General features: G+C 35.7%; 9 protein-coding genes. 1 reads left to right on the forward strand and 8 read right to left on the reverse strand.

Annotated features, from left to right (window positions below):
- Window positions 1–142 precede the first annotated feature (142 nt).
- Both htpG and ACRD7B_RS21670 read right to left on the reverse strand, forming a co-directional pair.
- A complete protein-coding gene (gene htpG / locus ACRD7B_RS21665; protein ID WP_430826759.1) occupies window positions 143–2,197 on the reverse strand; it encodes a molecular chaperone HtpG in 2,055 nt (684 codons plus the stop codon).
- Window positions 2,198–2,369: 172 nt separating this feature from the next.
- Window positions 2,370–3,587, reverse strand: a complete 1,218-nt coding sequence (locus ACRD7B_RS21670; protein ID WP_430826760.1) for a hypothetical protein — start codon at window positions 3,585–3,587, stop codon at window positions 2,370–2,372.
- 50 nt (window positions 3,588–3,637) lie between these two features.
- Here ACRD7B_RS21670 and ACRD7B_RS21675 point away from each other — a divergent pair, with 50 nt between their 5' ends.
- Complete coding sequence (locus ACRD7B_RS21675; protein ID WP_430826761.1) at window positions 3,638–3,829, forward strand: DUF6132 family protein; 192 nt, start codon at window positions 3,638–3,640, stop codon at window positions 3,827–3,829.
- Window positions 3,830–3,877: 48 nt separating this feature from the next.
- Here ACRD7B_RS21675 and tdh read toward each other — a convergent pair whose 3' ends face one another.
- The 6 genes from tdh to ACRD7B_RS21705 form a co-directional block, all read right to left on the reverse strand.
- On the reverse strand, window positions 3,878–4,909 hold the full coding sequence (tdh, locus tag ACRD7B_RS21680; protein WP_430826762.1) for an L-threonine 3-dehydrogenase: 1,032 nt from the start codon (window positions 4,907–4,909) through the stop codon (window positions 3,878–3,880).
- A gap of 161 nt (window positions 4,910–5,070) precedes the next feature.
- Entirely contained in the window at window positions 5,071–6,756 is a 1,686-nt protein-coding gene (locus ACRD7B_RS21685) for a SusD/RagB family nutrient-binding outer membrane lipoprotein (RefSeq protein ID WP_430826763.1), read from the reverse strand.
- A gap of 11 nt (window positions 6,757–6,767) precedes the next feature.
- Window positions 6,768–9,872 (reverse strand): SusC/RagA family TonB-linked outer membrane protein, encoded by a 3,105-nt coding sequence (locus ACRD7B_RS21690; RefSeq protein ID WP_430826764.1) that lies wholly within the window; start codon window positions 9,870–9,872, stop codon window positions 6,768–6,770.
- 486 nt (window positions 9,873–10,358) lie between these two features.
- Complete coding sequence (locus ACRD7B_RS21695) at window positions 10,359–11,909, reverse strand: SusD/RagB family nutrient-binding outer membrane lipoprotein (protein WP_430826765.1); 1,551 nt, start codon at window positions 11,907–11,909, stop codon at window positions 10,359–10,361.
- Window positions 11,910–11,921: 12 nt separating this feature from the next.
- On the reverse strand, window positions 11,922–14,996 hold the full coding sequence (locus tag ACRD7B_RS21700; RefSeq protein ID WP_430826766.1) for a SusC/RagA family TonB-linked outer membrane protein: 3,075 nt from the start codon (window positions 14,994–14,996) through the stop codon (window positions 11,922–11,924).
- Between the two features lie 29 nt (window positions 14,997–15,025).
- Window positions 15,026–15,163: a hypothetical protein gene (locus ACRD7B_RS21705; protein ID WP_430826767.1), complete on the reverse strand. Its 138-nt coding sequence runs from the start codon at window positions 15,161–15,163 to the stop codon at window positions 15,026–15,028.
- Window positions 15,164–15,455: the final 292 nt, after the last annotated feature.

Raw genomic sequence — 15,455 nt, forward strand, 5'->3', positions numbered from 1 at the left:
CTAAATCCCCTGAAGGGGACTTAAGCCTCCACTTTAGGGGAGGTTTGGAGGGGTAAAACGAAAGTAAAATAACAAACTGTAAGTTTGCTTGTTCACAAAAATACCTTTTGGACACCCTCTTAAATATTGAAATAAAATACTGTTATATCAAATCGATGCTTCGCTTAACAAATTTAGTTAGTGCCTCACCTTTCAACATGTTGTTGGATAACAAGGCCAAATCGATCAATTGAGAAACCATCTTGTTTGAAGAAGCAAAAGTAGACAGTTCATTGTCTTTCTTGCTGTTTAACTCAGTTAATTTCTTGTTTAAATCTTCTAACTCATCTTTGTCGGCTTGAGCAATTTCTTCTTCTTTCTTACCTTCTTTTGCTTTTTCAAGCTCTGCACGTTTATTGTCAAGGCTCTCAATCTTCCCTCGAACCGAAGCAACCTTCTCACCTACTTCTTTTTCTTCATCTTCCAATACACGCTTTACCAAAGGGTGATTTCCATTCACTACCAAATTATAGCTATCCGGCATTTCTCCATAGAAATTCATTCCTCCGCCACCCATGGCACTCATTTCTTTCATACGACGCATGAACTCTTGCTGCGTAATCATTACTGGCACATCGGTTTCGCTTAATGCTTCGAAAGTAACAATGAAGTTGATCTTATCAATATTTGGTATCTGAGAACTAAAGATGGTTGTTAAATCTTGTTTTTGAGGCTCAGTCAGATTAAGCTGCATAGCATCCTCTTTCTGAATAAGTTTATCAACCACATCACCATCAACACGAACAAATTTCGAGTTTTCCAACTTACTTTCTAATGTATTAATGAAGTGGCTGTCAAGCTGACCGTCCATTACAAGCACATCATAACCTTTAGCTTTAGCCGCTTCGATAAAGCTATGCTGACCCAGAACATCAGTTGTATATAAATGGATTAATTGCTTATCCTTATCAGTCTGGTTACCTTTGATAATATCAGCATACTCGTCGAAAGTAAAGAATTTACCATCCGTATTTTTAAGTAGAGAAAATTTCTTTGCACGATCATAAAACTTCTCGTCGGTTAACATACCATACTCAACAAATACTTTCAAATCGTCCCATTTTGCTTCTAAACTAGGTCGGTCTTTTTTGAAAATATCTTCAAGTCGATCGGCAACTTTCTTAGTTATATGACTCGAAATTTTCTTTACATTACCATCACTCTGTAAATATGAACGAGATACGTTTAACGGAATATCTGGCGAATCAAGAACTCCATGTAATAATGTTAAAAATTCAGGTACAATTCCTTCTACAGAATCGGTTACATATACTTGGTTACAGTATAATTGAATTTTATTCTTCTGAACTTCAACGTTATTCTTTAATTTAGGAAAATATAGAACACCGGTTAGATTGAATGGGTAATCTACATTTAAGTGGATGTTGAACAATGGATCTTCCGACATTGGATATAGATCGCGATAGAAAGCGTTATAATCCTCATCTTTTAATTCAGAAGGTGTGCGAGTCCAAAGTGGTTTTGTCTCATTTACCACGTTGTCATCTTCCAGCTCTACATCCTTACCATCTTTCCATTCTGTTTTTTTACCAAAAACAACTTCAACAGGTAGGTAACGACAATATTTCTTTAATAATTTATCAACCTCCGCTTTTGTTGCATACTGCTTGTTTTCATCGTCGATGTATAAAACAATATCAGTACCTCTCTCTTCTTTTTCAACTTCTTCAAGCGTATACTCAGGGCTACCATCGCAACTCCACTTTACAGCTTGAGCACCATCTTTGAATGATTTTGTAACAATTTCAACTTTCTCAGAAACCATGAAAGAAGAATAAAAACCTAATCCAAAATGACCAATTATTGCATTGGCATCTTTCTTGTATTTTTCAAGAAATTCGTTGGCACCAGAAAAAGCAACCTGATTAATATATTTGTCAATTTCTTCAGATGTCATACCAACACCCTTATCAGAAATGGTTATTGTCTTCTTCTCTTCATCTAAGATAATTTGAACAGCAGCGTTGCCTATCTCCCCCTTAAACTCACCAACCGAAGCCAATGTTTTAAGCTTTTGAGTAGCATCAACTGCATTTGATACTAATTCTCTTAAAAAGATTTCATGATCGGAATAAAGATATTTCTTTATTATCGGAAAGATGTTCTCGGTAGTAACACCAATATTACCTTTTTGCATTTTTATAATGTTTTAAATTTTCAAAATCAAATTAACACAGCTTGCCAATCAAAGTATGTGCCATTTCATTTTTTATGACAATGCGACAGTAATAAATTATTGAAGGTGCACGAATGACAGGTAAAGTGTCAATAATTCATTAAGACGAGGTCAGAAAGTACAACTAGTAAAGTTAATTTATCTTTGGATTTCTCAGATCAATATCTTCTTCCAGTATCCAATAGCCTTTTTGAAACTTAAAGCCATTATAAGTAAAATCTGGCCCATAATAACGATATACCCCTTTGTAGAAAGGTTGAGCGGGTTCTAAATTATCAAACACTATCATTTTTGAACGTTGATCATATCGCATCATCATGGCTGCACCAGATGCATACTGATAAATAATTCGATGACGCGTAATACGATCTGTTTTAAATAGAGGCCAACCAAACCGTATTCTTCCATTCTGTATTGTCAATACATCTAATACTCGAGTCTTTAAAAATTCATCGTTGCCCTTGTAACCAATAAGCGTATAAAAATTACGGTTACGATCAGATGTTTGCACAATATCAAGGTACATGGCTCCATACCATTTCTTATTGGTTAAACTAGCTCTATCCGGTGAGCGTATTTCATCGCTAACATCGTTTAAGGGATATACCTTAAATTGATCGTCAATTTTACTGATAACAGCGCCATGAAATTCGTGCTTAAAATTATTTTTCTGAATATTATATGTACAGATTTTAATATTTCTATCATCCGAATATATGGTTTTCAAATTCTTCAACTGAGCAAAGGTTTCATCGAATCGAGCTTCATTATTCCATAACTTATATAATCTCAACGAAAGAATAGCGTTTATCGAATCTTTTTCTAAATCAGTCTCTTGTTCCTGCAATTTCTGGAAATAGCATTTTGTTAATACATCAACTACTTTTAAATATTCCTTCTTTCCATTACTTTCCGCAATATTTAAACTATAAATATCATCATCACGTTTATTAAACGAAACGTTTAACTGATTAACAGCTTGCACAAAGTGACCGTCTAATTCATCCTTAAATAGCCAATAGGCATTATTATCGCTTACCGACTCCTTTATTATCCAATTGAGCTGAAATACCCCTCCATAGGTAATTGCGCCCAACATCGCCACTTCAATGGCTTTATCGTCCGATTGAATTAAAGTAATTTTACCTGTCTTCAATATTGTTTCATCAATTGTATTCTCTGCCTTCCATTCATCCAACAGCATTTCGGCTGATTCGTCAAGAATTACCTTTCGATGATTTATATCTGTTATGGAATCTAACTGAGTAACTTTATCAATAAATGAAGACTGCTGAGCTAGAACGTTCAAGCTAAATAGAAAGGTAAGTAAAATCAAAAAACATCGATACATATCTATATTTCTAAATATTTAAATATATTTGTAAATCTAAATCGAAAGTAATGAACATTTGGGATAAAATAAAAAGGAATTTAAAAGTTAGAAACTTTATAGGGGTAGCAATAGGTGCTGCAGGAGGATATGCCTACTATTATTTTATTGGCTGTAACTCGGGCACATGCCCAATAACGTCGAATCCTACAAGTAGTATTCTGTATGGAAGTTTAATTGGTATCGTACTGACTATAAAATAAAAGAGAGGCAATTACCTCTCTTTTAGAATTTATTTTTCGAGTTATCTTTTATTCCCAACTCAATAGTACCTTACCACAGTTTCCTTCTTCCATCACATCAAAACCTTTCTGGAAGTCGTCAATACCAAATTGATGTGTTATAATTGGGCTTAGGTCTAAACCAGACATGAGCATTTGCTCCATATGGTACCATGTTTCATACATTTCACGGCCATAAATTCCTTTTAAGGTTAAACCTTTAAATATAATATTATTCCAATCTACCTGAGTAGTAGAAGGTAATATTCCCAGTAAAGATATCTTACCAGAATTATACATGTGCGCTACCAATTGGTTAAAAGCAACCGGCGAACCCGAACATTCTAAACCAATATCAAAACCAATCATCCCGATATTTTTCATTACATCAGTAAGATTCTCTTTAACTGGATTAACCACTTTTGTTGCACCCATTTTGCGAGCTAACTCAGCTCTATATTCATTCATTTCGGTAGCAACAACATAACGTGCACCTGCGAACTTGGCAACAGCTACTGCCATACTTCCAATCAAACCAGATCCAGTAATTAATACATCTTCACCAATTAGCGGAAAAGATAAAGCTGTATGTGTAGCATTCCCGAATGGATCCATAATGGCTAAAATATCATCCGGAATCTGCTTGTTAATCTTCATAACATTATCAGCAGGCACTTTTACATATTCAGCAAAAGAACCATCTATGTTAACACCAATACCTACTGTATTTTCACAAATATGCTGACGACCGCGACGACAATTACGACAATGTCCACATGCAATATGACCTTCACCAGTAACTCGATCACCTTCTTTAAAAGCCTTTACTTCACTACCTAGTTTAGCAATATGACCTACATATTCATGACCTATAGTCATGCCAACAGGTATTGTCTTCTGTGCCCATTCATCCCATTTATATATGTGTAGATCAGTTCCACATATAGCCGACTTCTTAACCTTAATAAGAACATCATTAGGACCAATTTCAGGAATCGCAATCTCTTCTAACCAAATACCTTTTTCGGCCTTTGATTTAACCAGCGCTCTCATTGTTGCCATTTTCTTATATTTAAGTGTGTTATATCAAACATTTATTAGATAACAAAGTTGCAAAACCAAAGCGAATAATTCATATGACAATTATCATCCCTTAGAATTAAAACGGAGGCTACTCAAAATGAATAGCCTCCTATAAAAATATAAGATTAATTTACACCTTATTACTTTGCCCACCATAGTTTGGTATCCTGTTGGTCTGGACCTTGAATTCCAACAGCCGCATCCGTATTATCTCCGTTTTTATTATATGTATCACTACCATAACGCAAACGTTGCGGGTACTTACCATTTATATCACCCAATCCATAGATATCAACATCTGATACACCATCCGCCAATTCTGTAGGATGTCCAAAATCTCTAACCACAGACCAAGCTTCAAATCCATCGGTATAAGCCGCAATCCATCTTTGAGTTGCAATTTTCTCCAAATCTTCATCAACATTACCACTTAAGGAACCTAATGATGAACTTGATAAGTAATTGTCTGCCTCAGCTGAAGAAACCTCCCAAACAGCCATTGCCTGACGAATACCTTCCTGATACATTTCATTAGCTATATCGTCACCCATACCCCGAACAGATGCCTCAGCTCTTAAAAAATAGGCTTCAGCTGTTAACATAACAATTTCCGGAGCAATTGGCTTACCTTCATTTTTTTTCTGAATAATATAGTCGGCCGGTGTTGAATATAAATCATACCCCACAAATGGTTTAATCTTGCCATTTAATCGAGTCGGTTGCCCAATATAATAAGTAGATGCTGCCAATTCAATAATAACATTTCCTTCAATATCTGCCCTATTATATTCAGCTCCAGCATCATCAAGTGTAGCTAATATAAAATCAACACGTTTTTCAAATAAATCAGCTTCTTCACCTTCCGGTTTCTCCATTGTAACAGTTCCGCCTTTTGCTGGTTTAGCATATTTAGACAAGCGTGGATCATTTTCGTCTCTTAATAAATCCATTAAAGTTTTACCTATCGTCCAATCAGAACCGGCTCCAAAATTATGCCATACATCGCCATAAGAAGCACTACCCCACTGACTAATTTCAGCATCTTTCTCCATCAAACAGTTATCACCATCATCGGTTAACAAAGGATTGCCTATTGCTTCAGTTATAGCGTTTGTTGAGAAACTATTTCCATCAGCACCATAAGCTCTTAAGGCTATTCTTAATTTAAGCGTATTCGCCAATCTCTTCCACTTCTGTAAGTCACCACCATAGTAAATATCATTATCTCCTGCATCATTTACTCCAACTCCTGTTCGCTCTTCATCACCAATAATTTGCATGGCGCGATCAAGATCTTCAATGATACCAGCATAAATAGTAGCTTGAGTATCAAACTTTGGGGTTACGATATTCGGATCTGCAGCTTCGCTATAAGGAACCATTCCAAAAACATCAGTATATGTCTGATAATATAGACCTTTTATAATAAGCCCCATGGCAAACATGTATTCATTTTCAAACTCTCCTCCTTCGTCCACTAGTTTCATAAAATTATCTAGATTACCTAAATAACCAGCTAACCAGTCCCAAGCGGCATCAGTGTAACCACCGCTATAGCTATAGCCCAACTCATCACTCCACCATGAACTTGAGTGCCCAAATGTAAAGTGTCCGGCATAACGATCAGCATGAATCAACTGCGCTCTCCAATATGGATAACGATCCGGACCAAACAGTCTAAATTGTGGATCTGTCAAGAAAAATTTCCCACTTACCTCATCCGAATAGAATACATCTGGACGTGTATTAATTTCCTCAAAGGTATCAGTACAAGCCCCTATGCTAACAAATAACAAAAGGATTGATATTATTTTATATAATTTCATAACATTCAAGATTAAAAGTTTACATTTAAATTAAAACCTAAACTGCGAGTGGTAGGTAGATTATACCATAAAACACCCTGAGAGAAGTTACTTGTCGAGAAGCTTGATTCAGGATCGAAATTGTCCATCTTTTTATAAATAAAGAACAAGTTCCTTCCGATAAGGCTTAAGGAAGCACCTTTAACAAAACCATCTCCTAATATACTCTTTGGCATACGATAAGTTAAACTAAGTTCGCGAAGTCGTACATTAGTTGCATCAAATACGTATTCAGAAACAATACCGCTAAGAGCGCCATAATAATCTTGCGCGCTTATATTAGTTGTATTCTGTGTAAATGTACCATCACCATTATCGATTACGCCGTCAACTGTAATTCCCCCTTCTCTGAAAGGTAAAGTACGATCAGAAACACCAGATCCATCTAAGGCTGCATCTGTACCTGAATACAATTCACCACCAAAACGACCATCAATTAAGAATCGAAGAGAAAAATCAGAATACGTAATTGTATTAGTTAAACCTCCGGTCCAATCAGGTTGATAATTACCCAAATGAACATTTTCAGTTGAAGCCTGAGGACGTCCTTGAGCATCAACAACTAGTTGACCATCATCATTACGCCTAAATGTTTTTCCATAAATATCTCCATAACCACCACCAACTGTAGCTTGAACAACAACATCACCCGAGTTTGTTGTACTAAATATAAAGACTTCGGTATCTTCAATTAAACTAACCAGTTCGTTTTTATTTTTAGCATAATTTAAAGCAATATCCCAACTAAAACGACCAGTTTTAACAGGAGTACCTCCTATCATAAATTCAATACCTGAATTCTTTAACTCTCCAACATTTTCTCTAAAAAAACTATAACCTGTAGATGCTGGTACTTCCACATCGAATATTAGATCTTCTGTTTTTATGTTATACCATGAAAAGTCACCATACAAACGATTACGTAACATACTAAACTCCAAACCTATTTCTGTAGAAGTAATTGATTCTGAGCGCAAATCCTCATTAAACCTAACCGATGGACGAGTCACAACGGTACGTCCTAAATAACCTTCTTGTGCAAGGTTATAATATTCATACAATTGATATGGATCAGTATCATTACCTACTTGCGCCCAACTCATTCTCACTTTTGCCATATCTACTATGCCATCAATACCAGGTATAACTTTATGAGCTAAAAAAGAAAAACTTACAGATGGGTAAAAATATGACCAATTATCCTTATTTAGAGTCGATGACCAATCATTTCTTGCAGTAACATCTAGATATGCTAAATCCCTAAACGATAAAGAAGCAGAACCATATAATGAATTCACTTTTTTCCTTTGCAATGGTTCATAATCAGGCGTAATTTTAACCGCATTGGCAACGGTAGCTTTAGAAGGAATCTTAAAATTTTCGCCTGCAATACCAATCATTTCATATGTTCTGTATGAATGATTACCACCTAAATTCACATTTAAACTAAAATCATCAGTTAAATCCTTATTAATCATAAAAAGGAAGTCGGCATTGGTCTCAGAGTTCTTTCTTGTAGAGAAGTTAAATCGACCTGTATTATAAAAATGATGTCCTGGCATATCCACCGTTTCAATTTTAGTTGAAACCATATCTGTTCCTACACGCACAAAGGCAGAAAGCCAATCAGTAAACTCATAATTAGCTTTAAAGAACCCTGACCATCTCTGACGCATATCTTCACGTTGATCATGATTTAGAATCCAATACGGATTACCACCGGAATTAGAGTAGGTCAAAACATTTAAGGACTCTTCAGGATTTTGATAAACCTTGTAGTCGTCCAATATCATATTACGTGGCATAGGGTACACATAAGCCAATAACCCTTCTGTACCTTGCACAGCTCTATTTTTCATTTCCTGATGAAAAAACGTCACTTTCGCATCTATAGATAATCTATCTGTTAAATTGGCAAAAGAACGTAAATTAAAATTGTGTCTATCCAACTGTGAATTAGGTAGAATACCTTTAGTTGCATTATTGGTATAAGAGAAACGCATATTCGCCTTCTCATTTCCACCCTCCAAGGCAATTGTATTAATAAATTGACTTCCCGTATCAAAGAAATCCTTTACGTTGTCAGCTTGAGGAGAATAAGCTTTATTTATACCAGTCCAGTATGGCTGATCAGTTCCATCAAATTTTGGCCCCCATGAACCTGATCCTTTTAATGCATCAAGATCAGATGGTACATTCCCCTGAGTTCCTTGACCATATTGATCTTGAAATTGTGGTAATAGTAGCGGATTATCAAATGTATAACTTGAACTTACCGTTACACCAAGTCCTTTTCCAGAAACTCCTTTTTTTGTTGTAATAAGAATAACACCATTACCTGCTCGTGAGCCGTAAAGTGCTGCAGCATTAGGGCCTTTTAAAACAGTCATTGACTCAATATCATCTGGATTAATATCTGAAATACCAGTTCCATAATCGGCACGTGCATATTCTCCTGTTCCACTACCAGAAGCAGAACCTGCTCCAGAGTTATCAATAGGTACACCATCAACTACATATAATGGTTGATTATTCCCTGACAAAGAATTATTACCTCTAATCAAAACCCTTGATCCACCACCAGGACCAGAAGTTGATTGAGTAATAACAACCCCGGCAACTTTACCAGAAAGTGAATTAATAACATTTGGATCCTTAACAGTGGTTAACTCTTCACCACCCAATTCACTAACTGCATATCCTAAAGCTTTTTTCTCACGAGAAATACCAAGTGCTGTAACAACCACTTCGTCCATTCCAATAACATCGGGAACCATCACCACATCATAAGTGGTAGCAGAAGTAACGCTTACCTCTTGAGTATCCATTCCCACAAAAGAGAATACAAGAATCGCTCCTTGAGGAACGTTTAAATTGTATACACCATCAATGTCAGTTATTGTACCATTAGTTGTTCCCTTTTGAACCACGGAAACACCAGGAATGGCAGATCCATCATCAGAACTTGTAACAGTTCCCTGAATACTTAGATCTTGGGCAAAAGAAAGACTTGCCCCAAAAATGAGAGCTGCAGTAAACAGCAAACATCTTTTAAACCAATTTTCATTTCGTTTCATAAAACAGAAGTTTAAATTAATTTCGGTATTATTTATTTAAATAATTTGAATACACCGATTATATATGTGAAGTATTATATAGGCCTTACAAAAATGAAGGGATGTGATAGAGCAATCAGGAAATACAAAACACAGTTGTTAAATTTCAGCTTAGCAACTGTGCATACCCGATTAGTTTCCAGCCAATAAGATTATCTCTCTAGTGATATTTTCAAGATATAAACATTTTTTTTAAAAAACAAACATTAATTAACAACATGTGTTATAAACGCAAAAAGGGCTACCCCCCGGTAGCCCTTAGCACACACTCTATCCTCAATGTTAGACCCATTAGCCTTTATGAGAATCAAGAACAAAAAAACAATACTTTATAAAACTCTCTCAGTAAATGCTTTTAAGATTGAAAAGGTGAGTGATACATTTATCACTCATCCTTTTCTGACTTGAATAAATAGTTAGATTTTCGATTAGGTTAGAAATGGACTATTACTTTGCCCACCAATGCTTTGTACCTTCATGATCTTTATCTCTTACCTTCTCATAATTTTCTGAGTTAATTTGAGCTTGAACAGATGGGTATTTTACACGTTGAATAATCTTTCCTGCGGGAACATTTGAATTGAATTGAAGCCCAAAATTCATTTTAGGTAATTCTAATCTTCGTAAATCAGCCCATGCTTCCCATGAATTATCAGGATAACCTCCAATATATTTCTGTGTAATAATCTTTTCTAAAGAGCTACCATTTGCATCACTCCAGTTCGCAGATGTACCATGTGTATTAACCGCAGAACTTGTCAAATATGCATCTGCACCATCTAATTTCCAATACTCAAACGATGCTCTAACACCATTTTCATATGCATCTTTCGTATCTACACCCATATTCCAGCCATTCAAAGCACCTTCAGCACGGAGAAACCACACTTCAGCAATTGGCATAATAGTACGATATCTTCCATTGTCTCCACCATTCTTACCTCTTAAAGTAACATTAATACGAGCGTTATTTGCTACCTTATATTCAGATTCTTGTCTCTCATCAGATGATAATCCCAAAGGAATACCAGTCCAACGCCCTGAATATCCAGCTTCCACTTCACCATTAGATGATGAAGAACCAAAGCAAAGTGTTAAACGAGGGTCAACAAACTCCGGAAACTCAACCAAATCATCAGGATTTTCCATATGATCTTTCAGAAATTCCATTCCGCCAATACCCGTTCCAAGATTATACAATGTTTCGGTTAAACCAACACCGTTACCAGCTCCCCACCAGAAATAATAAGTCATACTATAACCTTCACCCCAAGTTGATTGGTTAGCTGGCATTGTTGGCATATCTGAAAAATCTTCTAAAACACCGCTAGCGACAGCTTCTTGAGCATGCATCTTAGCAGTAGTTGCATCTACTCCCGATACCCGCATTGCTAGTCGAAGACGTAATGAATTACCAAACTTTTTCCATTTTACCACATCTCCTTGATAAATAATATCGTTGAACATCGACTTTTCTTCATCCATATTTTCAACAGCCTCTTTAAGACTTGCTAACATGTCAAGATAAATCTCCTCTTCTGAATCATATTCGCCACTTAATACATCAAAATAAGGTAAATCACCAAACAAATCCACTGCTCGATGCATAATAAATGCACGCCATATTTTAATCAACCCAACGTCGTTTACAAACTTGTCATTGTCTTGATATTCTAACATTAATGATGTTAAGTTACCAAACCATCTATAATGATCATTCCAAAAGTCTTGAGACCATCCATCTACAGATTGATATTCATAGGTACCAAATCCAGTACCTGTATAATACTGTGAAAACATATCAACATACAAATTATGAACACGTTGATGTAAATGGGCATGTAACGTTGCCTCTTGCAGAATTGCTCCCACCTTTAAACCAGGTGGAACCATGTTTGCGGGAGGATTATTAGGATCCTTATTTATATCCTCAAAATCATCGCACGATACAATCGACAGTATTGATAATGCGAGTAAAATATATTTCATTGATTTCATATACAATCTGTATTAAAAGTTAATTGATAAATTAAACCCCATCGTTCTAACACGGCTTGCTGGATACATCTCAACACCCTGTGAGTTAGATGTTGTATAAGAAGCTGCTGGAAGGCCATTTAAGTCACTTCCAAAAGTTGCTAGATTACGGGCTACAAAACTTAAACGAATTTGATCTGCACTAATCTTTTGTGCAAATGTTCTTGGCACTGAATAACCAATAGTCAATTCTCTGAAGTTGATTTCAGAGGCATCATAAATCCATTCTGAATCAATTCCTGCCTTATCTTGCCAATAAGTTTGAGCTGAGACCGTTGAAACTACAGGATTATTATCAGATGTTACGCCTTCAATTGTATAATCAGCACGTCCATTTTCAACAGACATTTTAGATGTACCATAACGAGCACCTTGTGCCTGTGTATAAGAATAAATATCTCCTCCTTTTTGCATATCAAATAAGAAACCTAAACTAAATTGGCCTATTTGACTATCTCCATATGTAAAACTATTGGATAAACCTGCTGTCCAATCAGGGTTGAAATTACCTAATTTTACCCTCTCATCACTTCTTTGATAGCGTCCTTCACCATTCATTATTCTTTGACCTTTATCATTCGTCATATACGTATATCCATACAAGTCACCAAAACTACCACCTTCTACCGCTATAACCTGCATCAATGAACTTGGATCTGATAATACATATGTTTTAGATTCTGGATGAAGTGAAATAATCTTATTTTTATTCTTCGACCAATTTAAACTCAAATCCCATTTGAACTTAGAAGTTTGAAGTGGTGTTGCATAAAAAATAACCTCATGTCCTTTATTCTGAATCTCCCCCGCATTTATCCATTTATGACTAAATTGTAAGGTTTGGAATGGTATACGAATAATTTGATCTTCTGTGTTATTCTCGTAATACGTATAGTCTAAACCTACACGATTATTCACAAATTTCAATTCAAAACCAAATTCTGTTGACTTCAAGCGTTCCGATTTCAAATTAGGATTAGGTTCTGTATTAGGAGCATTAGCATTTCCTGTATCACTAATGGTATTAGTTAGCTCAAGCTGATATGGATCGGTATCGTTACCCACTTCAGCATATGAAGCTCGTATCTTTCCAAAAGTAAACCAAGATGGCATATCAAGAAGTTGACTAAATATTATACTTGTACCAATAGAAGGGTATGAATATGGATTATTATCCATATTTATTGTAGATGACCAATCCGAACGATATGTCAAATCTATGTAGAAAAAATTGTCATATGAAACCTGCGCCAAAGCAAATACAGAGTTGATCTTTTTCCTATAGATATATTCACTACCTGTTCTATTTCCTGAATTATTAATTGAATAGAAATCAGGTACAGTTAGCCCTCTTGACTGAGCAGTTGTTGAATAGGAATTAGCACTCATTAAATTCGTACCTACACTAATTTGACCAGAAAACTTTGACCCGTTGATTTGATCTTTTTTATACTGAGCCAATGCCTCGAAATTTGACTCACTAGCCTGTGTTTGCGTCTGACGTACATCTCCTGTTTGGAACCAATAAGGAACACCTGTTCCAAGTTGGTCGCGATTACGAAACGAATAAAAATCTAAACCGTATTTTGCATAGATTGAGAAGTCTTTTGTCAATTGAAAATTCAACTTGGCGTATCCAGAAATCCGATGACGTTCATCTTCGTTTGTGTTGTATAAAGTACTGTAGTATGGATTTAAGATAACACCGTTATTCTGATGCCATCGCATAGGTGCAAGCGTATTTTCGTCACGCACATTATTTTTTAAATCGGTATAACTAACACTCCTTGGCATGATAATATAACTATAGAATGGATTATCAGGATCACGAGTAATTTTAGGTCTATTTTCTCCATTTGTTTTAGTATAGCGCACAGAAAAATCAGAACTAATAACCTTACTATGATTAGTTAGTGATTTTAAAGAAGCAGTATACTTTTCTAACTCATGGGTTGGAACAGTACCTTTAGTTTTGTTATAAGAAACAGATGCTCTAAATGAGTTTTTATCAGTATGCGATGTAAAATCCAATGTGCTGGTTGTACTAAGTCCATTCTGTAAAAAATCATTAATATCATTATCACGAGCTGAATAACTATTTGCTTTACCAGTCCAATCAACATAGCTTTGACCTGTCATCTTTTCTCCCCAACTCAAATCAGAAGCTGCATCAAAGCTACCAAGTACACCTTGACCGTATTCATTCTGCATTTCAAGGTAAGGACGAGGTGTACTAAAGGTCGTATTATTATTAAAAGCAATACCTAATTTTTTACCTTTTACAGCTCCTTTAGTAGTTATCAAAATCACCCCGTTACCTGCTCTTGAACCATATAATGCAGATGCAGCTGGTCCTTTTAGAACAGACATTGTTTCAATATCATCAGGGTTGATTTCTGACATGCCATTTCCATAGTCAATTGAACGATTACCCCAAGTATCATCCGTATTAGTACCTAAATTATCCATAGGAACTCCATCTACTACTATTAATGGCTGATTATTTCCACTAATAAAGCTATTACCTCGAATTGTAACACGAGTTGATCCTCCTTCACCAGTTGCTGAAGGACTAACATTAACACCTGCAACTCTACCTGATAAACTATTCATAGGATTACTCTCACGAGCTTCAGCTAATGCCTCATTTCCTATTTCAGCAGCGCTGTACGCAAGCGATTTTTTCTCTCGCTTAATCCCAAGCGCTGTAACCACAACTTCGTCCACATCAATGGCATCAGAATCCAAAGCTACATTAATTACTGTTTGATCACCAACAGTAACTTCTTGGCTTGTCATTCCTACAAATGAAAATGCAACAATAACACCTTTGTTTACAGTTAAGGAATAATTTCCGTCAATGTCGGTAATCGTTCCATTTGTTGTTCCTTTTTCTACAACAGATACACCCGGTATTGGTAATCCGTCACTAGCTCCGGTAACTACACCGGTGAGCGTTTGCTCTTGAGCAAATGTTACACCTAAAGATAGGATAAGCATAACAGCACCCATTAGTCCTCTTTGAAACCAGTTAGTTCTTTTTTCCATAAAGAGTTTAAATTTTGGAATTAGTTAAATTAAATAAATGTGAGTAGCAGTAATAGAACAAGAAGTAGTATTAAAAGAATAACCAACACCGTACGTATAATAACGTACTTTGAAGCTTCTTCTTCAATCTTACTTTGCTTTTCCTTATTACCAAAAATCAATTTCATGGAAGCAAATCTACACTCAGCCACAAAACTTGCATTGCACTGATGTTGATTTGAATAGAACTTTTAACACATCAATAGCACTATCGTTGCAGAACTGTACTAATGGTGCATTTAACACTTAAAAAGCATTAATTAATTGTTAAAAAGTGCATTAAAAACGGCAGTAAAAGACTTATTCAGCAAAACCAAACCACAAAAAAAGAGGCTGTCTCAAAAGTCAAAAAAGAATCTTTGAAACTTATAATTTGTAACTAACTTCAATATTTGTTACCCCTAAATCCCCTGAAGGGGA

The organism is Carboxylicivirga fragile (genome assembly GCF_050589805.1).
Classification (GTDB): domain Bacteria; phylum Bacteroidota; class Bacteroidia; order Bacteroidales; family Marinilabiliaceae; genus Carboxylicivirga; species Carboxylicivirga fragile.

Coding starts and splice junctions, on each gene's coding strand:
- htpG (WP_430826759.1), bottom strand. CDS start 2,197: ATGCAAAAAGGTAATATTGGTGTTACTACCGAGAACATCTTTCCGATA.
- ACRD7B_RS21670 (WP_430826760.1), bottom strand. CDS start 3,587: ATGTATCGATGTTTTTTGATTTTACTTACCTTTCTATTTAGCTTGAAC.
- ACRD7B_RS21675 (WP_430826761.1), top strand. CDS start 3,638: ATGAACATTTGGGATAAAATAAAAAGGAATTTAAAAGTTAGAAACTTT.
- tdh (WP_430826762.1), bottom strand. CDS start 4,909: ATGGCAACAATGAGAGCGCTGGTTAAATCAAAGGCCGAAAAAGGTATT.
- ACRD7B_RS21685 (WP_430826763.1), bottom strand. CDS start 6,756: ATGAAATTATATAAAATAATATCAATCCTTTTGTTATTTGTTAGCATA.
- ACRD7B_RS21690 (WP_430826764.1), bottom strand. CDS start 9,872: ATGAAACGAAATGAAAATTGGTTTAAAAGATGTTTGCTGTTTACTGCA.
- ACRD7B_RS21695 (WP_430826765.1), bottom strand. CDS start 11,909: ATGAAATCAATGAAATATATTTTACTCGCATTATCAATACTGTCGATT.
- ACRD7B_RS21700 (WP_430826766.1), bottom strand. CDS start 14,996: ATGGAAAAAAGAACTAACTGGTTTCAAAGAGGACTAATGGGTGCTGTT.
- ACRD7B_RS21705 (WP_430826767.1), bottom strand. CDS start 15,163: ATGAAATTGATTTTTGGTAATAAGGAAAAGCAAAGTAAGATTGAAGAA.